The organism is Pseudomonas sp. GT1P32 (assembly GCF_054897805.1).
Map to the genome: position 1 here is coordinate 5,473,303 of NZ_CM142704.1, position 26,434 is coordinate 5,499,736.

Annotated in this window: 30 protein-coding genes and 1 pseudogene; 12 read left to right on the forward strand and 19 right to left on the reverse strand. The window is 60.1% G+C overall.

The genetic code is table 11. The annotated features are described in order from the left end of the window. Window positions 1-42: 42 nt before the first annotated feature. From ACYZUC_RS25130 to ACYZUC_RS25180, 11 genes are all read right to left on the reverse strand, one after another. Window positions 43-549 carry a DUF2878 domain-containing protein gene (locus ACYZUC_RS25130; RefSeq protein ID WP_461991076.1) on the reverse strand — a complete coding sequence of 169 codons (507 nt, stop codon included), beginning with the start codon at window positions 547-549 and terminating at the stop codon, window positions 43-45. Then, window positions 542-1,813 (reverse strand): class I SAM-dependent methyltransferase, encoded by a 1,272-nt coding sequence (locus ACYZUC_RS25135; RefSeq protein ID WP_461991078.1) that lies wholly within the window; start codon window positions 1,811-1,813, stop codon window positions 542-544. Before ACYZUC_RS25135 ends, ACYZUC_RS25130 begins: the two co-directional genes overlap by 8 nt. Further along, complete coding sequence (locus ACYZUC_RS25140) at window positions 1,800-2,615, reverse strand: DUF1365 domain-containing protein (protein WP_461991080.1); 816 nt, start codon at window positions 2,613-2,615, stop codon at window positions 1,800-1,802. The genes ACYZUC_RS25135 and ACYZUC_RS25140 overlap by 14 nt, the downstream gene beginning before the upstream one ends. Then, window positions 2,612-3,859: an NAD(P)/FAD-dependent oxidoreductase gene (locus ACYZUC_RS25145; protein WP_461991082.1), complete on the reverse strand. Its 1,248-nt coding sequence runs from the start codon at window positions 3,857-3,859 to the stop codon at window positions 2,612-2,614. Before ACYZUC_RS25145 ends, ACYZUC_RS25140 begins: the two co-directional genes overlap by 4 nt. Then, window positions 3,856-4,638, reverse strand: coding sequence for an SDR family NAD(P)-dependent oxidoreductase (locus ACYZUC_RS25150; protein ID WP_461991084.1), 783 nt, complete (start codon window positions 4,636-4,638; stop codon window positions 3,856-3,858). The genes ACYZUC_RS25145 and ACYZUC_RS25150 overlap by 4 nt, the downstream gene beginning before the upstream one ends. Further along, a complete protein-coding gene (locus ACYZUC_RS25155) occupies window positions 4,635-5,057 on the reverse strand; it encodes a nuclear transport factor 2 family protein (RefSeq protein ID WP_461991086.1) in 423 nt (140 codons plus the stop codon). Before ACYZUC_RS25155 ends, ACYZUC_RS25150 begins: the two co-directional genes overlap by 4 nt. Beyond that, window positions 5,050-6,495, reverse strand: a complete 1,446-nt coding sequence (phrB, locus tag ACYZUC_RS25160; protein WP_461996759.1) for a deoxyribodipyrimidine photo-lyase — start codon at window positions 6,493-6,495, stop codon at window positions 5,050-5,052. The genes ACYZUC_RS25155 and phrB overlap by 8 nt, the downstream gene beginning before the upstream one ends. 21 nt (window positions 6,496-6,516) lie before the next feature. Further along, window positions 6,517-7,458, reverse strand: coding sequence for a MerR family transcriptional regulator (locus tag ACYZUC_RS25165; RefSeq protein ID WP_461991088.1), 942 nt, complete (start codon window positions 7,456-7,458; stop codon window positions 6,517-6,519). Continuing rightward, window positions 7,458-8,417, reverse strand: coding sequence for a YbgA family protein (locus ACYZUC_RS25170; RefSeq protein WP_461991089.1), 960 nt, complete (start codon window positions 8,415-8,417; stop codon window positions 7,458-7,460). The genes ACYZUC_RS25165 and ACYZUC_RS25170 overlap by 1 nt, the downstream gene beginning before the upstream one ends. A gap of 203 nt (window positions 8,418-8,620) precedes the next feature. Beyond that, entirely contained in the window at window positions 8,621-8,836 is a 216-nt protein-coding gene (locus ACYZUC_RS25175) for a TIGR02450 family Trp-rich protein (protein WP_461991091.1), read from the reverse strand. Beyond that, window positions 8,833-9,819 (reverse strand): NAD(P)/FAD-dependent oxidoreductase, encoded by a 987-nt coding sequence (locus tag ACYZUC_RS25180; RefSeq protein ID WP_461991093.1) that lies wholly within the window; start codon window positions 9,817-9,819, stop codon window positions 8,833-8,835. The genes ACYZUC_RS25175 and ACYZUC_RS25180 overlap by 4 nt, the downstream gene beginning before the upstream one ends. A gap of 196 nt (window positions 9,820-10,015) precedes the next feature. Here ACYZUC_RS25180 and ACYZUC_RS25185 point away from each other — a divergent pair, with 196 nt between their 5' ends. Together ACYZUC_RS25185 and hemH are read left to right on the forward strand one after the other, a co-directional pair. Then, window positions 10,016-10,918: a TIGR01777 family oxidoreductase gene (locus ACYZUC_RS25185; protein ID WP_461991095.1), complete on the forward strand. Its 903-nt coding sequence runs from the start codon at window positions 10,016-10,018 to the stop codon at window positions 10,916-10,918. A gap of 13 nt (window positions 10,919-10,931) precedes the next feature. Further along, on the forward strand, window positions 10,932-11,954 hold the full coding sequence (gene hemH / locus ACYZUC_RS25190; RefSeq protein ID WP_461991097.1) for a ferrochelatase: 1,023 nt from the start codon (window positions 10,932-10,934) through the stop codon (window positions 11,952-11,954). Between the two features lie 113 nt (window positions 11,955-12,067). Here the strand turns inward: hemH and ACYZUC_RS25195 are convergent, their stop codons facing one another. Then, window positions 12,068-13,342, reverse strand: coding sequence for a uracil-xanthine permease family protein (locus tag ACYZUC_RS25195; protein ID WP_008025891.1), 1,275 nt, complete (start codon window positions 13,340-13,342; stop codon window positions 12,068-12,070). A 2-nt stretch (window positions 13,343-13,344) separates the two neighbouring features. After that, window positions 13,345-13,983, reverse strand: coding sequence for a uracil phosphoribosyltransferase (gene upp / locus ACYZUC_RS25200; protein ID WP_008025893.1), 639 nt, complete (start codon window positions 13,981-13,983; stop codon window positions 13,345-13,347). A 163-nt stretch (window positions 13,984-14,146) separates the two neighbouring features. Between upp and ACYZUC_RS25205 the strand changes: the two genes are divergently transcribed. The 4 genes from ACYZUC_RS25205 to ACYZUC_RS25220 all read left to right on the forward strand — a co-directional run bounded on the left by ACYZUC_RS25205 (window position 14,147) and on the right by ACYZUC_RS25220 (window position 16,174). Further along, window positions 14,147-14,704, forward strand: a complete 558-nt coding sequence (locus tag ACYZUC_RS25205; RefSeq protein ID WP_008025895.1) for a hypoxanthine-guanine phosphoribosyltransferase — start codon at window positions 14,147-14,149, stop codon at window positions 14,702-14,704. A 4-nt stretch (window positions 14,705-14,708) separates the two neighbouring features. Further along, on the forward strand, window positions 14,709-15,182 hold the full coding sequence (locus tag ACYZUC_RS25210; protein WP_461991100.1) for a WbuC family cupin fold metalloprotein: 474 nt from the start codon (window positions 14,709-14,711) through the stop codon (window positions 15,180-15,182). A 155-nt stretch (window positions 15,183-15,337) separates the two neighbouring features. Continuing rightward, window positions 15,338-15,823: a hypothetical protein gene (locus ACYZUC_RS25215; RefSeq protein ID WP_461991102.1), complete on the forward strand. Its 486-nt coding sequence runs from the start codon at window positions 15,338-15,340 to the stop codon at window positions 15,821-15,823. A 63-nt stretch (window positions 15,824-15,886) separates the two neighbouring features. Further along, entirely contained in the window at window positions 15,887-16,174 is a 288-nt protein-coding gene (locus ACYZUC_RS25220) for a PA4642 family protein (RefSeq protein WP_008037237.1), read from the forward strand. A gap of 172 nt (window positions 16,175-16,346) precedes the next feature. On the opposite strand, the gene mqo is transcribed toward ACYZUC_RS25220, so the two are convergent. Then, window positions 16,347-17,855, reverse strand: coding sequence for a malate dehydrogenase (quinone) (mqo, locus tag ACYZUC_RS25225; RefSeq protein WP_461991104.1), 1,509 nt, complete (start codon window positions 17,853-17,855; stop codon window positions 16,347-16,349). 738 nt (window positions 17,856-18,593) lie between these two features. Continuing rightward, the gene (locus tag ACYZUC_RS25230; RefSeq protein WP_461991106.1) at window positions 18,594-18,827 is read right to left on the reverse strand and encodes a hypothetical protein; all 234 of its coding nucleotides are present in this window, start codon (window positions 18,825-18,827) and stop codon (window positions 18,594-18,596) included. A 202-nt stretch (window positions 18,828-19,029) separates the two neighbouring features. Here ACYZUC_RS25230 and ACYZUC_RS25235 point away from each other — a divergent pair, with 202 nt between their 5' ends. Beyond that, window positions 19,030-19,614, forward strand: coding sequence for a YajG family lipoprotein (locus tag ACYZUC_RS25235; RefSeq protein WP_461991108.1), 585 nt, complete (start codon window positions 19,030-19,032; stop codon window positions 19,612-19,614). A gap of 191 nt (window positions 19,615-19,805) precedes the next feature. On the opposite strand, the gene ACYZUC_RS25240 is transcribed toward ACYZUC_RS25235, so the two are convergent. After that, on the reverse strand, window positions 19,806-20,012 hold the full coding sequence (locus ACYZUC_RS25240) for a hypothetical protein (RefSeq protein ID WP_008025908.1): 207 nt from the start codon (window positions 20,010-20,012) through the stop codon (window positions 19,806-19,808). 195 nt (window positions 20,013-20,207) lie between these two features. Here ACYZUC_RS25240 and ACYZUC_RS25245 point away from each other — a divergent pair, with 195 nt between their 5' ends. Next, complete coding sequence (locus ACYZUC_RS25245; protein ID WP_008037240.1) at window positions 20,208-20,492, forward strand: hypothetical protein; 285 nt, start codon at window positions 20,208-20,210, stop codon at window positions 20,490-20,492. Between the two features lie 107 nt (window positions 20,493-20,599). Here the strand turns inward: ACYZUC_RS25245 and ACYZUC_RS25250 are convergent, their stop codons facing one another. After that, entirely contained in the window at window positions 20,600-21,763 is a 1,164-nt protein-coding gene (locus tag ACYZUC_RS25250; RefSeq protein WP_223481293.1) for a 1-acyl-sn-glycerol-3-phosphate acyltransferase, read from the reverse strand. A 142-nt stretch (window positions 21,764-21,905) separates the two neighbouring features. Here ACYZUC_RS25250 and ACYZUC_RS25255 point away from each other — a divergent pair, with 142 nt between their 5' ends. From ACYZUC_RS25255 to ACYZUC_RS25265, 3 genes are read left to right on the forward strand one after another with little or no spacing between them, the layout of a single operon-like run. Continuing rightward, a complete protein-coding gene (locus ACYZUC_RS25255) occupies window positions 21,906-22,088 on the forward strand; it encodes a CPXCG motif-containing cysteine-rich protein (RefSeq protein ID WP_392891236.1) in 183 nt (60 codons plus the stop codon). Between the two features lie 8 nt (window positions 22,089-22,096). After that, on the forward strand, window positions 22,097-22,357 hold the full coding sequence (locus tag ACYZUC_RS25260; RefSeq protein ID WP_008025915.1) for a putative signal transducing protein: 261 nt from the start codon (window positions 22,097-22,099) through the stop codon (window positions 22,355-22,357). A gap of 35 nt (window positions 22,358-22,392) precedes the next feature. Continuing rightward, window positions 22,393-23,016: an SOS response-associated peptidase gene (locus tag ACYZUC_RS25265; RefSeq protein ID WP_008037251.1), complete on the forward strand. Its 624-nt coding sequence runs from the start codon at window positions 22,393-22,395 to the stop codon at window positions 23,014-23,016. Between the two features lie 98 nt (window positions 23,017-23,114). Here the strand turns inward: ACYZUC_RS25265 and ACYZUC_RS25270 are convergent, their stop codons facing one another. Both ACYZUC_RS25270 and ACYZUC_RS25275 read right to left on the reverse strand, forming a co-directional pair. Beyond that, on the reverse strand, window positions 23,115-23,957 hold the full coding sequence (locus tag ACYZUC_RS25270; RefSeq protein ID WP_461996760.1) for a methyl-accepting chemotaxis protein: 843 nt from the start codon (window positions 23,955-23,957) through the stop codon (window positions 23,115-23,117). A 12-nt stretch (window positions 23,958-23,969) separates the two neighbouring features. Further along, window positions 23,970-25,373: pseudogene (locus ACYZUC_RS25275) on the reverse strand (methyl-accepting chemotaxis protein); the annotation flags it as partial. 156 nt (window positions 25,374-25,529) lie between these two features. Between ACYZUC_RS25275 and ACYZUC_RS25280 the strand changes: the two are divergent. After that, window positions 25,530-26,348 carry a M48 family metallopeptidase gene (locus ACYZUC_RS25280; protein ID WP_461991111.1) on the forward strand — a complete coding sequence of 273 codons (819 nt, stop codon included), beginning with the start codon at window positions 25,530-25,532 and terminating at the stop codon, window positions 26,346-26,348. Window positions 26,349-26,434 lie beyond the last annotated feature (86 nt).

The window sequence follows — 26,434 nt, forward strand, 5'->3', positions numbered from 1 at the left end:
TAAGTCAGTCGGTCGGTGCTGTGTGAAAGGCCGGACGGACGCTCAGTCGTGGGTGTCGGACGACGCCAGGCGCTGGGCCATGAAATGCAGCGTGGGAAACAGCAGCGCCCAGAGTAATCCGATGCCGATCAGTGTCGGTAATTGGCCGTAAGGGAATTGCACCCCGGCCAGTTGTCCTCCCGCGTAATACGACAACGGCCCACCCACAGCGCCCAGCAAGCTGCCCAGCCACCAAGGCGTTGCGGTCCATTGCAGGCAATGGCGCAACGTCGTGGCCAGCAACGCCCACAACAGCATCAGCCATAGTGGAATCAGCGGCGCGACATCGTTGAACTCGAACACCCCCAGCCAGCGCAATGAACTGTCGACGGTCGTGCCCAGCAGCACCACGCTGAGAATCAGCCGGCCTTCGTCCGCCCAGCGACTTATCCACAGCAGGTGAATCACCAAAGCGCCCAACGCCACCAATAACCACAGACTGTTGCCGCCGACCACGCAGGCAAGCCAGCCGAGCTGGAACAGCATGGCGTTGGCCAGGCGTTCAAGCATCGAAACGGCCAAGCAGCGGCGCGGTGATCGCCGAAGGTTTGGCCAGCAACAACTGCGCGGTGCCGATGGTGCGCTCCAGGAAACCACCTTCGCAGTAGCACAGGTAAAACTCCCACAGCCGCAGGAAATAATCGTCGTAGCCCAATTCGCTCAAGCGGCCTTGGGCGCGGCGAAAATTCTCATGCCACAGGCGCAAGGTTCGCGCGTAGTGCAGGCCGAAATCCTCCATGTGCAGCAAGTTCATGTCGGTGTCGCGGCTGACGATCTCGAGCATTTTCTGCACGCAGGGCAGAGCGCCGCCGGGGAAGATGTAGCGCTGAATGAAATCGACACTGCCCTTGGCCTGCTCGTAGCGCTGCTCGCGGATGGTGATCGCCTGCAACAGCATCAAGCCATTGCTCTTGAGCAAGTGCGCACACTGCTTGAAGTAGGTCGGCAGAAAGCGATGGCCCACGGCTTCGATCATCTCGATCGACACCAGTTTGTCGTACTGCCCGGTGAGGTCGCGGTAATCCTTGAGCAGCAACGTGACCTGGTCTTGCAGCCCGAGGGCTTCGATCCGTTGCGCGGTAAACGTGTACTGCTCCCTGGACAGCGTGGTGGTGGTGACTTTACAGCCATAATTCTGCGCCGCGTAGAGCGCCATGCTGCCCCAGCCGGTGCCGATTTCCAGCAGGTGATCGCTGGGTTTGAGGTCGAGTTTCTGGCAGATCCGCTCCAGTTTGTTCAACTGCGCCTGTTCCAGACTGTCCTCGGGACTCAGAAATTGTGCGGCCGAATACATCATGGTCGGGTCGAGAAACTGTTCGAACAGGTCGTTGCCCAGGTCGTAGTGAGCGGCGATGTTTTTCTGCGAACCCTTGCGTGTGTTGCGGTTGAGCCAGTGCAGGCCTTGAACGAAGGGCCGGCCGAGTTTCGCCAGGCCGCCTTCCAGCGCATCCAGCACGTCAAGGTTGCTGACGAACACGCGAACCACCGCCGTCAGGTCCGGCGAACTCCAGTAACCGTGGATAAACGCTTCGCCCGCGCCGATCGAACCGTTACTCGCCACCAGCCCCCACGCAGCGGCGTCGAGGATGTGAATTTCCCCCAGCAAATGACTGCCAGCGGTGCCGAAGACCTGCCGTTCGCCGTCCTCGACGACCACCAGTTGCCCGTGCTTGAGGTGCGCCAGTTGCCGCAGCACACCGCGACGCAGCAACGTCCCGGTCAGGCCGTTAGTGCTGAACAGAGTGGCTTTGGCCGAGACACTAGAGGATTTCATGGCGGCGATCCTTGGGCGGAACGGTGGCGGTTTGAAAGCTGCCGTCGGCAGCTTGATGAGCAAATATCGGCGCGCGTTTGAACAGCAGGCGCAGGGCTTGCCAATAAATCGCCAGGCAGGTTTTTGCGGTCATCCATGGGAAACGCCGCAAATATCGGTGCAGGCTGGCGCGGTCCAGGGCTTCGCGTTTCAGGTTGAGCGTGGCGTCGAACAGCTTCAGGTCGCCCTGCCAGTCGGCCATGTGCACACCGAGTTTTTTCGCGACAGGGCTGAAGCTCATGCGGTGTTCGAGATCGCGTGGCAGAAACGGCGACACATGAAAGGCCTTGGCCACGGCGAAATGCTGATGGAAATCGCGCAGGTCTTCCGGCGTCCTGGCCGGCAGAACGTAGTGATAACGCTCGCGCCACGGGGTATTGGTGACTTCGGCAAGAATCGCCGCCAGTTGGCCGTCGGCTTCGTAACAATAAAAAAAGCTCACCGGGTTGAACGCCAGGCCCCAACTGCGAGGCTGGGTCAGCAGGCAGACCGAACCTTGTGGCGCATGACCAATGGCCAGGCGGACCTGTTCACGCACCGCATCGATCAGGCGCATGCCGTTGCCGGTGAAGGCTTTGAGGTAGTCGCTTTCGCGAAACGAAAACGGCGAGAAACGGCGGTTGCCCGACAGCGGCGATAACCCGAGTACGGCGTCCTGTTCATCGAGATCGAGGTACAGCAGGCCGATCCGGTAACGGAATTCATGGCGCCTTGGGGCAAACCGCCGATGGGCGATCCAGCCGCTGTAGAGCGCGCTGTTCACAGCACTTCCCCGAACGAGCGGGCCACGCGCAACGCGCTGACCACACCATCCTCATGGAAACCGTTGGCCCAGTAGGCGCCGCAATAAAAGCTGTGTTGCGCGCCGTTCAATTCTTCCCAACGCTCCTGCGCCGCCACTGCGGCCAGGCTGTATTGCGGATGGGCGTAGGTGAATCGGCCGAGCACCATGGCCGGGCTGATGCCGGCGCTCTGGTTGAGGCTGACGCAAAACGTGGTATCGCTCTGGATGCCTTGCAGGATGTTCATGTCGTAGGTGACCGCAGCCAGCGTATGGCCGGCACCACCGAGGCGGTAATTCCAGCTGGCCCGGGCGAGTGTGCGCGATGGCAGCAGGCGCGTATCGGTGTGCAGCACCACTTCGTTGTCGGCGTAGGGCAGGGCGCCGAGGATCGACTGTTCGGCATCGCTCGGTTTGGCCAGCAGTTTCAGCGCCTGATCGCTGTGGCAGGCGAACACCACTTTGTCGAAGCGTTCGCTGCCGGCGCTGCTGTGGATCACGACGCCATCGGCATCGCGCTCGACCCGCATCACGGGACAGTTGAGGCGGATCTTCTGGTTAAAGGTTGCGGTCAACGGTGCGATGTAAGCACTTGAACCGCCTTCGATCACACGCCATTGCGGACGATTGTTGACCGACAGCAAACCGTGGTTCTTGAAAAACCGCACAAAGAATTGCAGCGGAAAATTCAGCATTTCGGCCATCGGCATCGACCAGATCGCCGCGCCCATCGGCACGATGTAATGCAGGATGAACCGCTCGCCGTAACCGCCGGCCTTGAGGTATTCATCGAGCGTGGTGTGCGCCGCGATCCGGCCCTCGGACAGGTCGAGTCGAGCGCGCTTGTTGAAGCGCACAATGTCGCGCAGCATGCCCCAGAACCCCGGCGACAGCAGGTTGCGGCGCTGGGCGAACAGGCTGTTGAGGTTGTTGCCGTTGTACTCCAGGCCGCTGTCCGGATCGGTGACCGAGAAACTCATCTCGGTCGCTTTGAAACCCACGCCGATCTGGCCCAGCAGGCGAATGAAATTCGGGTAGGTCCAGTCGTTGAACACGATGAACCCGGTGTCCACGGCATGACGCTCGCCATCGACCTTCACGTCCACGGTGTGGGTATGGCCGCCGACCCGGTCGTCGGCCTCGAACAGGGTGATCTCGTGGCGGCGATTCAGCAGGTAAGCACTGGTCAGCCCCGAGATGCCGCTGCCGATGATGGCGATGTTCACGGCACGTCCTTGATCGGCGGACTGCTGCGGACCATGCGTTTGCCGATGGCGAGCTTCACCCGGTTGGGCATTTTCGACAGCGGCCAGAGCGCCGCCATGAACAGCGCCGGGAACGCGATCTCCAGTGGCCGATGCTTCAGTTTGGCGAAGATGTGCCGCGCCGCTTTGCCCACCGGCCAACTGAGCGGCATCGGGAAATCGTTCTTCGCGGTCAGCGGTGTTTCGACGAACCCCGGGCTGACCACAGTGACTTCGATGCCTTCGGGCGCCAGGTCAATGCGCAACGATTCGAACAGATAACGCAGCCCGGCCTTCGACGCGCCATACGCCTCCGCCCGTGGCAACGGCAGGTAAGTCACCGAACTGGCGACGCCCACCAGATGCGGCGCGAGGCCTTTGCGCAACAGCGGCAGAGCGGCTTCGATGCAGTAACTGCTGGCCAGCAGATTGGTGCGCACCACGTGCTCGACGAGCGACGAATCGAACTGCTGAACGTCGACGTATTCGCAGGTACCGGCATTGAGAATCACCGTGTCCAGCGAGCCCCAGTCATGTGCGATTTGCTCGCCGATTTCGCGTACGGTCTGGCTGTTGGTCAGGTCTCCGGCCACCACCAGCACTTGACCGGGATAGCGTTGCGACAAGACTTTCAGCGGCGCCAGCGAGCGTGAACTGACCGCCAGATGGGCGCCGGTTTTCAGAATTTCCTCAGCCAGCGCGGCGCCAATGCCGCTGCTGGCCCCGGTCAGCCAATATCGTCGTGGAGGTGTAAGACTCATCCCATTCTCCTTTTCAGCCAGGCAATTGCCCGACCCAATACGGGTACATGTTCGTAAAGCAGTGCCCCGGCATCGAAGTAATCCCGGTGCTGATAAACCTTGTCACGCCAGAGCAGGTGCGAGCAGCCCTCCACCCGAATCAAGCGCCCGCCAGCAAGGCGCGGATGGCGGTAACTCATGACCCAGCGCAGATAACCTTCGCCTTCGCCGATCTGGTCGAAGCCGTAAAAATCGAAACGCAGTTCATTGACGTTGGCGTAGAGCTCACTGAAATAGCTGCGCAAATGCGCGATGCCCTGTACTTCGTGCAGCGGATCGGTGAAGTGCACGTCGGTGGCGTACAGCTCATTCAGGCGCTGCAGGTTGTCTTTGTTCAGCTCGGCAAACTGCCGGGCGAAGCGGCGCAGGAAATCACTCATAGCCACCTCCGGCATTTTGTCGCGATGGCAGGTTTTTGAACGCCGCCAGCGCGCGCGCGCGACTCGTACTTAGATTGACGATTGGCGACGGATAACCTGCCACGCCAAACAGCCCGCCGAGGTTCGCCGGGTTGTGCACGTCTTTCTTGTTCAGCCCGGCCAGCTCCGGCAGCCAGTGCTTGATGAACAGGCCTTCGCTGTCGAATTTTTCCGATTGGCTGAGCGGGTTGAAAATCCGGAAGTAGGGCGCCGAATCGGTGCCGGTGGAAGAACTCCACTGCCAGCCGCCGTTATTCGCCGCGAGATCGCCATCGATCAGGTGCCGCATGAAAAAACGTTCACCTTCACGCCAGTCGATCAGCAGGTTTTTGGTGAGGAACATCGCCACCACCATGCGCAAGCGGTTGTGCATCCAGCCGGTTTCAAGCAGTTGGCGCATCGCCGCGTCGATGATCGGCAGACCGGTGCGCGCTTCTTGCCAGGCCGCCAGTTCGTCGGGGGCATCGCGCCAGGCCAGGGCTTCGGTTTCCGGGCGGAAGGCGCGGTGACGGGAGACGCGCGGGTAGCCCACCAGAATGTGTTTGTAGAACTCGCGCCACAGCAATTCGTTGATCCAGGTGACGGCGCCGACTTTGCCGCTTTCGAACTCGCCCTGATTGCTTTGCAGGGCGGCATGCAAGCACTGGCGCGGGGAAATGACGCCGGCCGCGAGGTAGGCCGAGAGCTGACTGGTGCCGGGTTTGGCCGGGAAGTCACGCTCACTTTTGTAGTAGTCGATCTGCGCATCGGCGAAGGTGTCCAGACGGCGTCGGGCTTCGGCTTCACCGGCGGGCCAGAGCGTGCGCAAGGTGTCGCTTGGCGTGTCGAAGCCTGCAATGTCTGAAGGGATTTCATCGCTGTCGATGTTCAGTTTCGATTGCACCGCTGGCGCCCTGACGAGACTCGGCAACGAACGGTGCAGACGGTCGTAGCAGACTTTGCGGAACTGGCTGAAAACCTGGAAATACGTGCCGGTCTTGGTCAGCACGGTGCCGGGGCTGAACAGCAACTGATCGAGGTAGCTATAGAAGTCGATGCCTTTGGTTTTCAGTGCTTCGGCCACCGCCGCATCACGACGGCTTTCGTGAATGCCGTACTCCTCGTTGACGTGCACCGCGTCGATCTTCAACTGCTGGCACAGGTCGAGCAGAACCTTCGGCGCTTCATCCCAGCGAGAGGCCGTGCGAATAAGCAGCGGAATGTTCAACTCGCCGAGTGCACGGCTCAGTTCACGGAGGTTGCGCAGCCAGAAATCCACTTTGCACGGCGCGTCGTCATGCTCGCGCCATTGTTCCGGGCTCAACAGGTACACCGCCACGCTTGGCCCCCGGGAAGCGGCGGCCGAGAGGGCGGTGTTGTCATGTAGACGCAAGTCGCTGCGCAGCCAGATCAATTGCATGGTGGTGTCCGTACGATTCATTTAAATAAGCCCGCGCTGTACCAGGTCCTGATGCGCCGATAACGGATCTTCGGCCAGGAACAATTCAGCAATTTCTGTGGTTTTTACGGACAACTCGGCGTGGTGGATGCATACCGTTGGTCCGGCAATCATTTTTGGGCAACTGACACCGTTGAAAAGTTTCGGCAGCTGCGCAAGGTTCATGGCTTTGCTGGAATACAGCAGTACGCCGCGGGCTTGCAGGTGATCGACCGCCAGTGCGAGCTCGCCCGCCGGCAACGGCCAGTCGAACACTTCCACCGGGCAATCGGCGCTGCTGATCAACCACGCTGTGAGCCACAGATGCGGTTCCAGCGGCAGGTCTGAGTGATTGATCAACAGCAGCGGTGCGGTGCGCAGCTGACGGTTGTTATGGTAGATGCGCGCGCCGAATTTGCTGCGTAACCAGGAATGAAAAAACACGCGCTCCATCTGCGCGCCAAACTGGCCTTGCCAGCGTTGTTCAAGCTCGGCCAGCAACGGCATCAGCAGTTGTTCACACAAGGTCCGCGGCGGGTACAACGCGATCGCCTGGTTGACGGTGTCATCGAGGGTGCGTTCGTTGAGCTGAGTGACCGCTTGCAGCAGCGTGTTGCACAGCACCTGCCAATCATTTTCGACCGTTTCGCCAAAGGCTTGCGGGGTGTCGAGCAGTTGCTTGACCTGGCTGACGGCCACGCCGCGATTGAGCCAGGTGAGGATTGTCAGGATGCGTTGCACGTGTTCGGCGCTGAACAGCCGATGCCCTTTGGGCGTGCGTTGCGGCACGATCAAACCGTAACGCCGTTCCCAGGCGCGCAAGGTGACGGCGTTGACGCCGGTCTGCCGGGCCACTTCACGAATCGGCAGCCAACCTTCATCGAGGGCTTTTTCGAAGTCGGTGCCGAGGTCTTCGCGGGCACTGGTGTCGAGTGGGGTTTTCATCAGATCGCGTTTCGCAGGCTGAGGTTTTCCGGGTGCGGTTGCAGGTAAACCTGTTGCGCAATGTACGGATCCGGGTGTTGGCGAAAGTGATGTTTGAGCAGCGTCAGCGGTACCACCAACGGCACGATGCCGTGGCGGTACTGGCCGATGACGTGTTGCACTTCCTGTTTGTCATCAGCGCTGATGACCTGCTTGAGGTAACCACTGATGTGTTGCAGAACGTTGGTGTGGGTGCGGCGCGTGGCGCACTTCTTCAAAGCCGCCATCAGTTCGCTGAAATAGCGTGGGCCGAGTTCTTTCGGGTCGATCTGGCCCATGTTGCCCAGCAGATTGCCCAGGGTTTTGTATTGCACCGGGTTGTGGGCCATCAGCAGGTATTTGTAGCGCGAGTGAAATTCCGTCAATCCGCGACGAGTCAGGCCTGCTTGCAGCAACTGTTGCCAGGCACTGTAGGCGAACACGCGGGTGAGAAAGTTTTCCCGCAGCACCGGGTCGTTGAGCCGGCCGTCTTCTTCCACCGGCAGGTCCGGGTGCAGCGCACAGAAAGCCTGGGCATAGATGCCACGGCCACCGCCGTCTACCGGTGCACCGTTGGCGTGGTAGACCTTGACCCGATCCAGTCCGCACGACGGCGACTTCTGCATGAAGATGTAGCCGCAGATATCGTCCAGCTCGGCGGCCATCTGCCGGGCGTAATCGGCCAGCGGCCGGGTGACATTCAGTTCGGGGTGAACAGTGCCGATGGCTTCGGGGCGTTCAGCGTCGCCGACCAGTCGAATGGGCTGGCGAGGAATGCCCAGGCCGATGGCGACTTCCGGGCACACCGGGACGAAATCGAAATACTCGGTGAGGGTGCGGCTGCACAGCCGCGATTCCTTGTGCCCGCCATTGAAACGCACCTCGGCGCCCATCAGGCAGGCGCTGATGGCGATTTTCGGTTTCGCGCTGGCGTGGAGCATCGGAGCACCTCGAATCCAAACCTGTACAGGAATTAATTTCTGTACAACATATGTTTCATCATAGATTCAAAGGTGTACAAGTCAAATTGTTTGTATAAGTATTTGGCGTGTTGTAGGAGCCGGCTTGCCGGCGATGAACGATGACGCGGTTTACCTGCTAAACCGCAGGGCCTGAATCGCCAGCAAGCCGGCTCCTACAGGATCTAGTTCCAGCCCTGCATCCAGGCGTTGCTGTTTTTCAGGGTTTGCCACGTGAGGCGTTGATTGCGCTTGGTCAGCACCGCCTGCAATTCGACGTCCAGCACCGTGCCTTCCTCGTCGCGGAACAGCTCGATGACCAGAAAATGTTTTTCGCGGTTTTGCGGGAGGGCTGCTGTCCATTTCGACAGCAGCAATTTGCTCGGGTTGATGCGGTTCACTGCAGGTGTTCGTGCAGGCGGCGGGCGGCTTCCTGACCGCTGAGCCAGGCACCTTCGACACGACCGGACAGGCACCAGTCGCCACACGCGTAAAGACCCAGATCGGCATCGGCCAGCGTGCCCCATTCATGGCTGCTGGCGGGGCGGGCGTAGAGCCAGCGATGCGCGAGGCTGAAGCTCGGTGCAGGCATTGCGCTGTGGAGCAGTTCGGCGAACGCGCCGTGCAATTGCTCGATCACGGCTTCCTTGGACAGGTCGATATGTTGCCGGCTCCAGGTGCTGGTCGCGTGCAATACCCAGGTGTCCTTGGTGTTGTCGCGCCCCGGTTTGCTGCGGTTTCGCGCCAGCCAGTCAAGTGGGCTGTCCTGCACGAAGCAGCCTTCCATGGGCGTATCCAGCGGAGTATCGAAGGCCAGTGCAACGGCCCAGGTCGGGTCCATTTTGACCCCGGCGGCGGCACCCGCGAGTTTCGGTGCGGAGGCCAGCAGGGCGGTCGCTTGCGGTGCCGGCGTGGCGACGACCACGTGACTGAACGGGCCATGAGTGAAACCTTCGGCATCCTGCAGATGCCAGTGTTCTTCACCGCGATAGACCTCGGTAATGCGGCAGGCAAAATGCACTTCCAGATCGCCAATCAGGCCACGGGTGATGGCGCTCATGCGTGGCGTGCCGACCCAGCGTGTCTGCTCGTCCGGCGACAGATTGAGCTGGCCGCCGTGGAAGGTGTAGAGCTGCGGTGTCCATTCGGCGACCCAGCCTTTGGTTTGCCAACGCTGGACTTCAGTGACAAAGCGGCGATCACGCGCAGTGAAATATTGCGCGCCCATGTCCAGCGCACCCGCATCGCTGCGCTTGCTCGACATGCGCCCGCCACTGCCGCGGCTTTTATCGAAAAGTTGAACGACATGCCCTGCGTCCGTGAGGGCCTGGGCGGCTGAGAGTCCGGCAATGCCGGTGCCGATGATTGCGATAGGTACAGTCATAGGGGCCTCGTTTACCTTTCTGTACAGACTACGCCGTGGTTGAAACCTGTACAATATTGTTTTTCGGTATAACTTTTAGCGTTCTCGTTCTGACAGCTTGGCCTATTGTTAAACACAGACCCTGCCCGATATCAAAGATCCCTGCTTATAAAAATAGACTAGTGATCAGGGTAAAACGCCACGCGAGGAAGAAGTCATGCACATATTGCTGACCGGCGGTACTGGTTTGATAGGACGTCAGCTTTGCCACCACTGGTTGAGTCAGGGACATCGTCTGACCGTCTGGAGCCGGACACCGGCCAAAGTCGCGAAAGTCTGTGGCGCTCAGGTGCGCGCGGTGGCCCGACTTGAGGACCTCGGTCAGGAATCGGTGGATGCGATTATCAACCTCGCGGGGGCGCCGATTGCCGACCGGCTCTGGACCCATCGACGTAAAGCCTTGCTGTGGAGCAGCCGCATCACCCTGACGGAAACCTTGCTGGCGTGGCTCGAAAACCGTGAACAGAAACCGCAGGTGTTGATTTCGGGTTCTGCCATTGGCTGGTATGGCGACGGCGGCGAGCGGGAGTTGACTGAACATTCCCCTCCGGTGATCGATGATTTTGCCAGTCAGTTGTGCATTGCCTGGGAGGAAACCGCCCAACGTGCCGAAGCCTTGGGCATTCGCGTGATCTTCGTTCGCACCGGCTTGGTGCTGTCGGCCGAGGGCGGCTTTTTGTCGCGGCTGTTGCTGCCGTTCAAACTGGGGCTGGGCGGGCCTTTGGGCACTGGTCGGCAGTGGATGTCGTGGATCCATATCAAGGATCAAATCGCCCTGATTGATTTTCTTCTGCATCAGAAAAACGCCAGCGGTCCTTATAATGCCTGCGCGCCCAAACCGGTGCGCAATCGCGAATTTGCCAAGACGCTGGGCAGCGTGCTGCATCGCCCGGCGTTCATGCCCATGCCGGCCCTGGCGTTGAAGGTGGGCCTGGGGGAGTTGTCATTGCTGTTGCTGGGCGGCCAGAAGGCTGTTCCGGCGCGCTTGCTGGAAGCGGGTTTCACCTTCCAGTTCACTGACCTGCGTGCGGCTCTGGACGACTTGTCCAGCCGCCTCTGAAATAGGACGTTGCATGACCGATCACGCGTTGCTTCTGGTCAACCTGGGTTCACCTGCCTCCACCTCGGTGGCGGATGTGCGCAGCTACCTCAATCAATTTCTGATGGACCCGTATGTGATCGACCTGCCATGGCCGGTGCGCCGTTTGCTCGTCTCGCTGATTCTGATCAGACGCCCGGAGCAGTCGGCCCACGCCTACGCCTCGATCTGGTGGGAGGAGGGCTCGCCACTCGTGGTGCTCAGCCGCCGCTTGCAACAGGCCATGAGTGCGCAGTGGAGCCACGGGCCAGTGGAACTGGCGATGCGTTATGGCGAGCCGTCGATTGAGTCGAAACTGCTGCAACTCGTCGCCCAGGGCCACAAGCGAATTACCCTCGCGCCGCTTTATCCGCAGTTCGCCGACAGCACCGTGACCACGGTGATCGAGGAAGCCAAACGGGTGGTGCGCGAGCACAAACTCGACGTGCAGTTCTCGATACTCGAGCCGTTCTACGATCAGCCGGAATATATCGATGCCCTGGTGGCCAGCGCCAAGCCGCATCTGGAGCAGGATTTCGATCATCTGTTGCTGAGCTTCCATGGCTTGCCGGAGCGGCATCTGAAGAAGCTCAACCCGGGGCACAGTTTCGAAGGTGGCGGCGATTGCTGCGCCGGTGCGCCGCCGGAAGTCGTCGCGACCTGTTATCGCGGTCAGTGCCTGCGCACCGCAAAGGAATTTGCCAAGCGCATGGGCCTGCCGGACGGCAAATGGTCGGTGTCGTTTCAGTCGCGGCTGGGGCGGGCGAAATGGATCGAACCCTACACCGAAGCGCGTCTTGATGAGTTGGCGGGAATGGGCGTGAGGAAGGTGCTGGTGATGTGCCCGGCGTTCGTTGCCGATTGCATCGAGACGCTGGAAGAGATTGGTGATCGCGGGAAAGAACAGTTCCGCGAAGCGGGAGGGGAGGAGTTGGTGCTGGTGCCGTGTCTCAACGATGATCCGCAGTGGGCGAAGGCGTTGAACGCCTTGTGCGAGCGAGCGCCGCTGGCGCTCTAAAAGCTTCGCGGGCAAGCCTCGCTCCTACAGGTTTTGAGTCGATCCCATCATCGTGGAACGACTCAAAACCTGTAGGAGCGAGGCTTGCCCGCGAAGGCGATCTAAAGGCTGGTTTACAACAACGGCTCATCCGCCTTCTTGTGCTTCCAGCTGTCATTCCCCGGCAGCAACAGGTTCAGCGCAATCGCCACCACCGCGCACAGCGCGATGCCTTTGAGGCCGAAGTCGTCCGGGCCGGTGCCGGTGCCGACCAGCACGCCGCCAATCCCGAACACCAGCGTTACGGACACAATCACCAGGTTGCGCGCCTCGCCCAGGTCGATCTTGTGGCGAATCAGCGTGTTCATCCCCACCGCCGCAATCGAACCGAACAACAGGCACAGAATCCCGCCCATCACCGGCACCGGAATGCTTTGCAGCAACGCGCCGAACTTGCCGATGAACGCCAGGCTGATGGCGAAGATCGCCGCCCAGGTCATGATTTTCGGGTTGTAGTTCTTGGTCAGCATCACCGCGCCGGTCACTTCGGCGTACGTGGTGTTGGGCGGGCCGCCGAACAGGCCGGCTGCGGTGGTGGCAATGCCGTCGCCGAGCAGCGTGCGGTGCAGGCCTGGCTTCTTCAAGTAGTCGCGACCGGTCACGCTGCCCACGGCGATCACGCCGCCGATGTGCTCGATGGCCGGGGCCAATGCCACCGGAACGATGAACAGAATCGCCTGCCAGTTGAATTCCGGCGCAGTGAAGTTCGGGATCGCGAACCACGGTGCAGCGGCAATCTTCGCGGTATCAACCACGCCGAAATAGAACGCCATCGCAAAACCGACCAACACGCCGGAGATGATCGGTACCAGGCGGAAAATGCCTTTGCCGAACACCGCAACGATCAGCGTGGTCAGCAGCGCGGGCATCGAGATCAGCATGGCTGTCTGGTAATGAATCAGCTCGCTACCGTCGCCAGCCTTGCCCATCGCCATGTTGGCGGCGATCGGTGCCATGGCCAGGCCGATGGAGATGATCACCGGACCAATCACCACCGGTGGCAGCAAGCGGTCGATGAAACCGGTGCCTTTGATCTTCACGGCGAGGCCGAGGAAGGTGTAGACGAAACCCGCCGCCATCACGCCGCCCATGGTCGCCGCGAGGCCGAACTGGCCTTTGGCGAGAATGATCGGGGTGATGAAGGCGAAGCTCGACGCCAGGAACACCGGCACCTGACGCCCGGTGACGATCTGGAACAGAATCGTCCCCAAACCGGCAGTAAACAGCGCCACGTTCGGGTCGAGGCCGGTAATCAGCGGCATCAATACCAGCGCGCCAAAGGCCACGAACAGCATCTGTGCACCCGACAGCACCGTGCGCCAGAGCGGATCGTTGAACTCTTGCTGCATGCTCAAGCGTCCTTCTGCTTGGTGCCGAAGATCTTGTCACCGGCATCGCCCAGGCCCGGGATGATGTAACCGTGTTCGTTGAGTTTCTCGTCAATGGAAGCGGTGTAGATGGTCACGTCCGGGTGAGCCTTCTCCACTGCGGCGATGCCTTCCGGCGCGGCGACCAGCACCATGGCGCGGATGTCGCGGCAACCGGCTTTTTTCAACAGGTCGATGGTGGCAACCATGGAACTGCCGGTGGCGAGCATCGGGTCGATGATCATTGCCAGGCGTTCGTTGATTTCCGGAACCAGTTTTTCCAGATAAGTGTGGGCTTGCAGCGTCTGTTCGTTGCGGGCCACGCCCACGGCGCTGACTTTGGCGCCCGGGATCAGGCTCAGCACGCCTTCGAGCATGCCGATACCGGCGCGCAGGATCGGCACCACGGTAATTTTCTTGCCGGCGATTTTCTCGACCGACACGGTGCCGCACCAGCCTTCGATGTCGTAGGATTCCAGCGGCAGGTCTTTGGTGGCTTCATAGGTCAAAAGAGCACCGACTTCCTGAGCGAGCTCGCGGAAATTCTTGGTGCTGATGTCTGCGCGGCGCATCAGGCCGAGTTTGTGACGGATCAGCGGATGGCGGATCTCGAGGATGGGCATGGGAAAGGCTCCGGCGGCGGGCAAAAAAACCGGCCTAGATTAATCTATCCGAGGGTGTTGTCCTATAGACAATAGAGTACGTTAGTCCACAAACGCTTGATCTGGCCGTGCGGGATGCGTACCTTTGCCCGCTTTTCCTGAATGCCACCCCTTGGAGAGCGCCATGTCCGCTGATCTCGAGCATATCCGTCAAATCATGCGAGAGGCTGACTGCCTGTACACCGAAGCTGAAGTCGAGGCGGCCATCGCCCGCGTTGGTGCACATATCAACGAACAAATGGCTGACACTAACCCGGTGGTGTTCTGTGTGATGAACGGCGGCCTGATTTTCGCCGGCAAGCTGCTCACCCATCTGCAATTCCCGCTGGAAGCGTCCTACCTGCACGCCACCCGTTATCGCAACGAAACCAGCGGCGGCGACCTGTTCTGGAAAGCCAAGCCTGAAGTGTCGTTTATCGACCGTGACGTGCTGATCATCGACGACATCCTCGATGAAGGTCACACCCTGGGCGCGATCATCGACTTCTGCAAACACGCCGGCGCGCGCAAAGTGCACACCGCCGTGCTGATCGACAAGGACCACGACCGCAAGGCTCGTCCGGACCTGAAAGCCGATTTCGTCGGTTTGCCGTGCATCGACCGTTACATCTTCGGTTACGGCATGGACTACAAAGGTTACTGGCGTAACGCCAACGGGATTTTTGCCGTTAAAGGGATGTAAGCACATGGCCGCGCCGAGCTTTCTTGATCGAACCCTGTTCACTGAGTTGGCCGAGAAAGCAGCGGCCAATCCGCGTGGACGCCAGCACCACAACTTTCATCAGATGGAAGACGCTTGCCATCGCATGGCGGTGGGTTTGCAGCCGGCCACGTACATCCCGCCTCATCGGCATCTGGGGGAGAACAAGGCTGAAACCTTGCTGGTCCTCAAGGGACGGCTGGGTGTGTTGATCTTCGACGAGTCCGGCGCGGTGGTGCGCAAGCAAGTCCTGCAGGCCGGTGGCGACTGCGTCGGCGTGGACCTGCCAACCGGTGTGTTCCATGGCCTGGTGGTGCTGGAAGCCGACAGCCTGATGTTCGAGTGCAAGGCCGGTCCTTATCGCCCTGTCGGTGACGGTGAACTTGCTCACTGGGCACCACGCGAAGGCGAGCCGGGCGTGGCCGAGTATCAGGCCTGGATGCGCGCACAGTTCGATTGATACCCGACCCTTGTAGGAGCGAGGCTTGCCCGCGAAGGCGGTGTGTCAGTCGAAAACCAAGGGACTGACACACCGCCTTCGCGGGCAAGCCACGCTCCTACAGGGACGGTGTGCAGCCGTGATAAAGTGCCCGGCCCCGCCTTTCGGAGCCCGTCATGAGCCTTTTGATCCGCAGCTGCGCCGCCCTGTTGCTGACCCTCAGCCTGCCGCTGGCCGCCGCGCCGGCGCTGATGCACGGGCAGTTTCTGCCGCCTGACGACCTGACTCTGCGTGATGCCGAACCGGAGCAGCAACAATTGCTGCAGGTCACCGAGTATTCGGTGGTGGTCGGCAGCCAACGGCAGTCCACCCAGCAACCGATCCCGGTAACGTCTCCGCTGATGATCCGCCTCAAGGGCAAATCCTTGAACAAGGGCGCGACCATCAATCAGGTGCTGGTCAACTTCGATGGCGAAAGCAAAAGCCTGAAAAAGCCGATCTACGACGAAAAGAACAAAACCCTGACGCTGTTTTACCCGATGGCGCAATACCGCGTGGTGATCGACTTGCTGCGCAATGACACGGTGTATTGCCAGTTCCTCAGCTACGCCAACGGTCATGTCTGGGCCGATCTGCACACCGGGGCCGTTCGTCCGCGTTGAGCCCGGCGGCCACTGAGGGGTAAACTGCCCGCCCCGTGAAATGTCTGCGAGCTGGAGTCGGCAATGCGTAAAGATAAGAAACAAGTGATTGGTGACGAGATCGGCGACGAGCAGATCAAGTTGTTTCTCGATTTCGAACCGGTCGACGCCACTTCGCCGTCCCTGCACAAACTGATCAAGGCTTACCGTGGCCTGCGTATCGACGACTTCGAGCGTTTTCTGACGTTCTTCGTCGAGGCCGGTTTTGATCTGGACGGCAAGGACGAGCACGGCAATGACTTCGTTGCCCTGATCAAGGATCAGCGCAACGCCCCGGACTACATCGAACTGATCGAAAAGGCCCGCGGCTGAAGAAATCCCTGTTCTTGTAGGAGCCAGCTTGCTGGCGATGGGCGCAACGCGGTGTGTCAGAGCTACCGCCATCGCCGGCAAGCCGGCTCCTACAAAATCAGATTTACCATGAAACAGGCATAAAAAAACGCCCCGCTCTCAATGAGAACGGGGCGTTTTTTATGCGCGACGATCAAGCGAAGCTTGGTGTCTCGCTGCTTTCTTCAACCAGTTCCAGCGCGATGTTGTTCTGCGCGTTGATCTTGCGATACAGCGCAGCATCGGTTTCCAGAACCTTTTCCCGGGCCGGGAAGATTTCCGCCAGTTTGGCTGCCCACTCGCCGGACGCTTGGGCCGGGAAGCATTTTTCGATCAGTTCCAGCATGATCGAAACGGTCACCGACGCGCCTGGCGAAGCACCCAGCAGGGCAGCAAGGGAACCGTCCTTGGCCGCGACCAGTTCGGTACCGAACTGCAGAACGCCGCCCTTTTTCGGGTCTTTCTTGATGATCTGCACCCGTTGGCCGGCCACTTCCAGGCGCCAGTCTTCGGCTTTTGCTTCAGGGTAGAAGCGACGCAGGGAGTCCAGACGCTGCTCCATCGACTGCATCACTTCGCTGACCAGGTACTTGGTCAGGTCCATGTTGTTTTTCGCCACGGCCAGCATCGGGCCGATGTTGCCAGCGCGAACCGACATCGGCAGATCCATGAAGGAGCCGTGCTTGAGGAACTTGGTGGTGAAACCGGCGTAAGGTCCGAACAGCAGGGACTTCTTGCCATCGACCACGCGAGTGTCCAGGTGCGGCACCGACATCGGTGGCGAACCCACGGCAGCCTGGCTGTACACCTTGGCCTGGTGATGCTTGACCACTTCCGGGTTGTCGCAACGCAGCCACTGGCCGCTGATCGGGAAGCCGCCGAAGCCTTTGCTTTCTTCGATGCCCGAGGCCTGCAACAGCGGCAATGCCGCGCCACCCGCGCCGAGGAACACGAATTTGGCGTCGACTTCACGGCTGTTGCCGCTGTTGACGTCCTTGATGCTGACGGTCCAGCCGCCGTTGTTGCGCTTCAGGCCGGTCACGCGCTTGCAGTACTTGACCTGGGCATCGGGTGCGCTGGTCAGGTGCTTGAGCAACTGGTTGGTCAGCGCGCCGAAGTTGACGTCGGTGCCATTGATCACACGGGTGGCGGCAAGGGTTTCGCCAGCGTCACGCCCCGGCATCATCAATGGCATCCAGTCGGCCATTTTTGCCTTGTCTTCGGTGTATTCCATGTCCGCGAAGGCGTGGTGCTTGCTCAGCACCTTGAAGCGTTCCTTGAGGAAGGACACGCCGCTGTCGCCCTGGACGAAGCTCAGGTGTGGCACCGGGCTGATGAAGGTCTTGCACGAGCCGAAGGTGCCTTTTTTGGTCAGGTAGGACCAGAACTGCTTCGACACTTCAAACTGAGTGTTGATGTGCACGGCTTTCTTGATGTCGACGGTGCCGTCGGCGGCCTGCGGCGTGTAATTGAGCTCACACAGCCCGGCGTGACCGGTACCGGCGTTGTTCCACGGGTTGGAACTCTCCGCGGCACCGGAATCCATCAGCTCGACGACTTCCAGCTTGATCGCGGGGTCGAGCTCTTTGAGCAGTACAGCGAGGGTGGCACTCATGATGCCGGCCCCAACCAGTACTACGTCGACTGCTTCGTTATGCGCCATTTAACGCGTCTCCAAAATCTGCAGCACCAAATTGTCGGCATGGCTGCCAGGCGTTCCGGGGCGAGTCAGTGATGCCCCTGGTACCCATGGCAGTGTCGCCATGTCCGAATCTTCGCAATTTATCGCAACTTCGACGGACGCTACCGGCCGGGTTTATGAGGTCTATGAACTCATTTCAACGCGCGACTGGCAATTCGACTTATGGTCGAGACATCCGTTTGTGCAACCAAATCCGTAGCGGACAGGCTTCAGGCTCCGGTGTTCGAGGAATACTCGGTCCTGTGTCGTTGGGCTGTTTCAGACGCTAATGGTGCATGTTCAGACGCAAAACTATTCATTTGCTCGCCACACTCTTGTGAAGTTGTGAAAACCCGTTTTTTTCACGCTCTTTTGAAGACGTGAACCTCAAAAAAGGGCTGTCCCAGCCTGGCACCGTGCCCGGATGGATCGCCGCCATGGAATACATGACAGGCAAAACGGGCAAACAGCTCAGTGACCGAGCGTAATGACAGCTCTGCAGATTCGCGAAAAGTGGGGTTTTTGCTCAAGGAACAGCAAGCGCGCCAGCTTCACTCGATCTGTGTGGGCGGCTCTCTGTGGGCGGTGCGGGGTGCCAATACCGAAGCATTGACGATTGCTGCGAGGCCCGATCAGGAGACGTCCTTATAATCGGGGGGAGATTGTATCTAAGAAACGCGGGGAAATGGACGTGTTTAATGACTTTTATTAGGCGTCTGGTCAGGTCGCCAGCAGTTGTTGAGCGCGAGCGCGGGGTTGGCGCTGGTTGACATGGGCGCTGGCGGGCAGGGGATGGTGCAGCCAGTTGAGGCGGATTTCTTCGATTTCGACCCAGCCATCGCCCATCGGCTGGAGGCTGCACTGCTTGAATGCCTGGCAATGGCCGTTGCGGTCGAGCAGGGCGAAGCAGCGATGCAGCGGGCGCGGTGTGAACAGGGAGACGAGAAGGCGCATGGGGAATTCCTCGTGGGATTTACCGCATACGTTGTCAGTAAGTCGTGACGCGCAGGTGAAAGGAGGGTGAACGATGTGTGACAGGAACCGCGGTCCACAGGGTTTGTCTGAGATTCCGGTATTCGTTGCATGATGCTAGTTACCCGCAGTGGCGCACCGCTATACTGCCGGCCTGTTTGTGCCTGATTCTGGAGAGAAGAGCATGTTGCAACGCTTGTTGTTCGGTTTGATCACTGTGACCAGTTTGACCCTGGTCGGCTGCGCCCACAGCCCGCAACAACTGAGTCCGGAGCCGAAGCTGACCACTCAGCTGGCACCGGTCGGCCATGGCCAGCCAGTCGTGGTGCGTGTGGTGGACGGTCGTCCGTCGCCAACCCTGGGCACCCGTGGCGGTCTGTATCCGGAGACCAGCGCGATCACGGTGCAGGGCGCGCAGATTCTGCCGAAGTTGCAGGCCCAGGCCGAAGCGGCCGTGCGTCTGCTGGGCTTCACCCCGTCCAACGGTGCGATGAACGCTCCACAACTGACCGTGACCTTGACTGAACTGAAATACCAGTCGCCGAAAGAAGGCATGTACGTGACCGAAGCCACCATCGGCGCGACCTTCCGCTCCGACGTGCAGAGCGGCAACCGCCGCTACAGCGGTCGTTACGGTGCATCCCTGGATCAGCGTTTCGGCATGGCACCGAACCAGGAAACCAACACCAAGCTGGTCAGCGATGTGTTGAGCGATGCGTTGACGCGTCTGTTCAAGGACCCGACCGTGGGTCAGATTCTCGGCGAGTAAATTTTCGCTGAAATCAAAAAGCCCGGTGCCATTGTTGGCCCCGGGCTTTTTTGTGCCTGCGCCGCCACTTTGTAGGAGCGAGGCTTGCCCGCGAAGACGACCTTTCATTCAACATTGATGTCGCCTGACACACCGCCTTCGCGGGCAAGTCGGACTGCCGCACCACTCGCTCCTACAAGGGGGTTGCGGTGTCAGGCGGCTTGCGAGTAAAACTCCAGCACACTCACCCCTGTCAGCAAATCCGCCTCCGGCAGATCCGCATGTTGATGCCCGCCCAGCGCGCAATACACCAGCCAATGACGATCCTGAACGTTGAAGGCAAGGCTGCCGACCAGGGTTTGTTGTTCGTCGCTTTGAGCAATGAGGTAGAGGCGATCCTGGTTTTCAGCGTGCAGCATGACGGTATCCGTGTCGGTTTCGGTGGGCCGAGAGATTGGCGCATTCAGATGACGAAGCCGTGACGCAGGGCAGGAATCTGCCAAATGGTGAGTTTTTTATCGTATAGCGGCGGGCAGGAGGGACGGCTTTCGGTAGAATCCGCGCCGCGGCCGTCGATCTGGCTTCCGCCACACCTGTTTTGTCCGAGGTTCGTGATGTCGCTGCATTTGATGACGCTGTTTACCGCCCATCCCGCCAAATTGATCAACCTGCTCGCCTTGCTGCTGGCCTTTCCGGGCAGCTGGCTGCTGCACGCCACGCGTCGTCGCGAACAACGCGCGTTGGCCAGCCTCGAAGCGCAGAGCCAGAGCCGTCGCATCGATGAGCCGATGTTGATGCTGGATGGCGCGACCTTGCGCATGAACCGGTTTTTCTACCGCTTCGGTTTCGCCTGCCTGGGGTTGGCGCTGCTGGTGTCATGGATCAGCACGCGGGTCTGAGCACACCGTAACCCCTGTGGGAGCGGGCTTGCTCGCGAAGGCGGCGTGTCAGTTAACATCAATGCAGCTGACACTCCGCTTTCGCGAGCAAGCCCGCTCCCACAGTTTTACAGCGGCAACCCGGCCTTCACACGGTACTGATTACGCACCGGCGTGGCGTATTGCAGCACCAGGAACGGACGATGTTCTTCCGGGCAGGCGTCCAGGCGCTGTTGCCATTCTTCCTGGGCTTTCGCCAGTTCGTCGGCAGCAAACACATCAGACGCTTTCGGCACCTGCAACTGCGGGTCGGCATCCTTCCACTGCGCGTAAGCCAGGTAATGCACCGGGAACAAGCGGTAGCCGCCGAGAATCTGCTTGTCCATCTCGATCGCCAATTGCTTGGTGTCTTCGAACAGTTCGGTGATCGGCGCGGCGAAGTTCACGTGGACACGGCCCTTGTAGCCAGTGATGCCCTTGGCGATGCTCACATCGTCCTCGCCCGGCACTTTGGTGTAGCTGCCGGTGGTGGCGCGGATGTAGAGTTCGCGGGCCTTGGCCTGGTCGCACGGGTCATATTCGTAGCTGATCGACACCGGGGTGACGTTCAGCGAACGGATGACTTCGCCGAACGGCTCGTCTTTTCGGCTCATGTGGAACATCTTGAGGATCGCCGACTCGGTGCGGTCGTCGCCGTCCTTGGCCCGGCCTTCGGCCTGCGCGATCCAGATGGAGGCGCAATCGTTGCGGATCGAGTGGTTGATGTACGCCGACAACAGCTGATAAGCCGCCATTTTTTCGCGGCGACCGGTGATCGAACGGTGCACGATGAAGCTCTTGTTCAGGCGCATCAGGTCGCTGACGAAGGGCTTTTGCAGCAGGTTGTCGCCAATCGCGATGCGCGGCGTCGGCAGGCCAGCGTGGTACACGGCATAGTTGACGAAGGCCGGGTCCATGACGATGTCGCGGTGGTTGGCGATGAACAAATAGGCGCTGCCGGACTTGAACTGCTCGACGCCGGTGTACGTGACACCGTCCGTGGCGCGCTCGATGGTGTGGTCGACGTAATACTCGACTTTGTCCTGCAGCGTGGCCACCGAATCGATGCCGGCGAACTCACGGCGCAGCCGATGAGCTATAAGAGGTTTGAGCATCCAGCCGAAGGCACCGGCAAAACGCGGGAAGCGGAAGTGGGTGAGGATATCTAGAAACGCCTTGTCGCCGAGCAAGCGTGCCAGCACCGCTGGGACTTCGCTGTCGTCGTAAGGTCGGATGGCATCGAATTCGCCCATCATGCTCTCTTGTTAGAAACGGCTAGGGTAAGTAAAGGTTTTGATCGAAAACCAACGGGGCACGGTCTGAAAAGTTAGCCAGACAAAAATAGCCCTGCAAATAGACCGGCGATTATACGCACAAGTCACTTGGGAGACCGCGATGCTGGAAGCTGCAGAGTATGAATGTCCGTATTGTGGTGAAGAGGTCGAGACGACTGTGGATTTATCGGCGGGCGATCAGACCTATATCGAGGACTGTCAGGTGTGTTGTCGGCCAATTACGTTTGTGTTGCAGGTTCATGGAGAGGAGTGGCATCTCGAAGTGTTCAGCGAGAACGAGTGAGGGTATCCATGCAGCGAATCTACGAACCGGAAAACCTGATGGAAGGCGAGTTGCTGCAAAGCATGTTGGCCAGCGAGGGCGTCGAGGCGCATCTGGTCGGCCGCGATTTGCTCGGCGGCACCGGCGAATTGCCGATCTTCGGCCTGCTGGGATTGTCGGTGGATAACGACCAGGCCGAATACGCCCGTGAGTTGATCACCGCGTACAATGCCGCGCTGCCGATGCCCGGCGATGAACCGGAAAGCTTTCCTGGCACGCTGGTCTGTTAGGCTGACGTTCGTTTGATCAAGAGTCGTGTTGCCCCATGTGTGGACGTTATGCCCTGTTTCGCTGGAACCCCGCCTTCGCGGCCCTGCCTGGCTTCCCCGCCGATCAGCAGGCCCAGTGGAATATTTCTCCCAATGATTCGGTGCTGATGCTGCGTGCCGGCGCCGACGGCGAGCGTGAATTGGCCCGCGCCCGCTGGGGTTTGACGCCGCCGTGGCTCACCGATCTGTCCCGCACGCCGGCCCATGCCCGCGCCGAAACCGTGGCCGAGCAACCGATGTTTCGCCAGGCCCTGCGCGAGCGCCGCTGCCTGTTGCCGGCCAACGGTTTTTACGAATGGCGCGGCACCACTCGCAAGCGCCCGTATTGGCTGACGCCGGGGGAGGGCTCGACGTTGTTTTTCGCGGCGATCTGGGAGGCGTATCCGGTGCAGGAGCAGGTGTGGCTGAGCACGGCCGTGATCACGCAACCGGCGGCGAGTCAGCGTCGGCCGTTGATCCTGGATGCGGCGGGGCAGGAGGCGTGGCTCGATCCCGAGACGCCGTTGCATGTGTTGCAGGGATTACTGGCCAGCGAACCCGCGGCATTGCGCGAGCGGGTGTTGGCGAATCTGGTGAATGATCCGAAGTTGAATGGGCCGGAGTGTTTGACCCCCGGCTGATGGGTTGTCTGTGCTGACGTCTTCGCGGGCAAGCCTCGCTCCTACAGGTTCGATAATCCCCTGTAGGAGCGAAGCTTGCTCGCGAAAGGGCCTTTGGATTAAACCTTGAACTGATTGATCAATCGGCGCTGCTGCTCGGCCAGCTTGGTCAAACCCGCACTCGCCGCGCTTGATTCATCCGCACCGCCCGCCACTTCATTGGCCACTTGCCCAATGTTGACCACGTTCCGGTTGATGTCATCCGCCACCGCACTCTGTTCCTCGGCCGCGCTGGCAATCTGCGTGTTCATGTCGTTGATCACCGACACCGCCTGAGTGATCGCATCCAGCGCTTCGGCCGCTTTCGCCGCATGCTGTACGCTTTCGTCGGTGCGGTTCTGGCTGTCTTCCATGACCCGCACCACATCGCGCGTGCCTTGTTGCAGCTGCTGGATCATGGTCTGGATTTCTTCGGTGGCCTTCTGGGTTTTCTGCGCCAGGTTGCGCACCTCATCGGCTACGACCGCAAAGCCACGGCCCTGCTCGCCGGCGCGTGCCGCTTCAATGGCGGCGTTCAAGGCCAGCAGGTTGGTCTGCTCGGCAATCCCGCGAATGGCGGTGAGGATCGCGTTGATGTTCTCGCTGTCCTTGGCCAGGGCTTGCACCACACTGACAGCCTTGCCGATTTCCACGGCCAGCACGCCGATCGAGTTCGACGTATCCCGCACGATCTGTTTGCCCTGAGAGGCCGCCTGATCCGCATGGCTGGCCGCTTGCGCCGCCTGGGTCGCGTTGCGCGCCACGTCCTGGGCGGTGGCGGTCATTTCATGCACCGCCGTGGCGACCTGATCGATCTCGACCATTTGTTTCTGCACGCCAATGTTGGTGCGAATCGCGATGTCAGCGGTGTGTTCCGACGAATCGCTGACGCTCTGCACCGACGTCACCACTTGGGTGATCATCGCCTGCAACTTGGCGAGGAAAGTGTTGAACCCTTTGGCGATCGAGCCCAGTTCGTCGGCGCGATCACTGGTCAGACGGCGCGTCAGGTCGCCTTCACCTTTGGCAATGTCATCGAGCATGGCCACCATTTGTTTCAGTGGGCGAGCAATGCCGTGGCCCACCAGCCAGATCACCAGCAAGCCGACGCCGGCGATCAGCAGGCCCACCATGGCCATGCCGAAGGTGTCGGATTTGCGCTGGGTATTCAGGTCGGCCTGGAGTTTTTGCAGGTCGGCCATCACCGCGTTCAGCGGCAGTTGCAGCATCAGCGTCCAGCGAGCGTCGGTCTGGCCGATGCCGAACGGCAGGTACAACTCGATCCGGCCCTGGGCCTTGTCGACGGTGTAGGTGACTTCGCCGCGCTTCAGATTGGCCATGTTGGCGATCTGCTGGCTGTCGAGGATGTCACTGACCTTCTCTCCGAATTTGCTCGGGTCCTTGGTGTAGGCAACGATCCGGCCGTTACCGCCGATCAGCGCCATGACGCCCGAACCGTTGTACAACTTCTGGTTCGCGCCCAGGAGCATTTCCTGGATGAAGTTCACCGAGAGGTCGGCGCCGACGATGCCCTGGAACGCACCGTTGAGCATGATCGGTTCAATAAAGGACGCGAGCATGACGATTTTGTCGCCGACCTTGTAGGGCGCCGGGTCGATTACGCAGGATTTTTTGGTTTCTTTCGAGCACAGGTAGTACTCGCTGGCGCGCACACCGGTGGACAGGGTTTTCTGGTCGTCGACGTCCACCAGTTTGTCCAGGCCCAGGCTGCCGTCTTCGTTGCGGAACCACCACGGCAGGAAGCGCCCGTTGCTGGCGTCGATGCCGACGACCTTGGTGTCGACGTAGGCTGCGTCGTTGTGGTCGAGGGCGTTTTTTTCCCAACCGATGTAGGTGCCGAGAATCTTCGGGTTTTTGGCGACGTTTTCCTTGATCAGGCTGATCAATTGCTCGCGGCTCAGGTTCAGTTGCGGCTGACCATCGGCGCCCGGCGTGCCGATCAAGGCGTTGACCCGCACCAGTCCACCGGCAATCAGCAGCGGCGCTTCGAGTTCACGCTGGATCTGGCTGACCTGGGTTTGCGCCAGGGACGTCAGGCGCTGCTCGATGACTTGCTCGAATTGCGCCTGGGTCCGCTCCTGAACCATGTCTTGCGTCCGTGCGCCGGAAAACAGCGCGTACAGCACCAGGGCTGCCACGACACTTAATACGATGGCGCCAGCGAGGGCCGCCACGGAAAACTGGATGGACTTGAATTTCATTGTTGCTCCGCACGCAAGAGGACTTCTGCGGTGCTGTATCGGCAGGGGGCTCGAGGGCCATGAGTGAGGTGCGACGAAATGGCTGTTTTGGAGCCGTCGATGTCGCAAATGAATCATTGCCGGCCGTTACTGGCCGTGGCGGGGACGGTTATGTGAATTTTTTCCTACGGTGATAGGAGCTTTATCCGAAATTTGCGTCTGTATGTCTGTTGTATCTGGCGTCGATACAATTCGGCGCCTACGATACGCGGCATGTTTTCAGGGAGTTTTTTGATGAGCAAGCGATTGGTTTTGTGTGCACTGGGCGCGGGTCTGTTGCTCGCCGGTTGTCAGTCGGTCAACACCACCAGCGGCGGCGCCGTGGGCGTCGAGCGCAAGCAATACATGTTCAGCATGTTGTCCACGGATGAAGTCAACCAGATGTACGCCCAGTCTTATCAAAAGACCGTTGGCGAGGCGACCAGCAAAGGTGTGCTGGACAAGACCAGCAACGATGCCAAGCGCATCCAGGTGATCGCCGATCGGCTGATAGCCCAGGCGCCGATTTTCCGTCCGGATTCGGCCCAATGGAAATGGGAAGTCAACCTGATCAAGAGTGACGAGCTCAACGCCAACTGCGGGCCTGGCGGCAAGATCATTTTCTACACCGGGCTGATCGACAGCCTGCAACTGACCGACGATGAAATCGCCGCGATCATGGGCCATGAAATCGCCCACGCCCTGCGTGAGCACGGTCGTGAAGCGATGTCCAAGGCGTACGGCATCGAAATGGCCAAGCAGGGCGCGGGCGCCTTGCTCGGTCTGGGCCAGGACAGTTTGGCTCTGGCGGACACCGTGGCCAACTACGGTATGACGCTGCCCAACAGTCGCGCCAACGAAAACGAAGCGGACCTGATCGGTCTGGAACTGGCGGCCCGCGCCGGTTACAACCCGAACGCCGCGATCACCCTGTGGAACAAGATGAGCAAGGCTTCGGAAGGTTCGCCACCGGAGTTCATGAGCACTCACCCAGCGTCGTCCAGTCGGATTGCTTCGTTGCAGGCGGCGATTCCGAAGGTGATGCCGTTGTACGAGAACGCGCGGAAATCCTGATCGATATGTGTTGATGCCGCTGACGCCTTCGCGGGCAAGCCTCGCTCCTACAGATTTACGCTGACCTGTAGGAGCGAGGCTCGCCC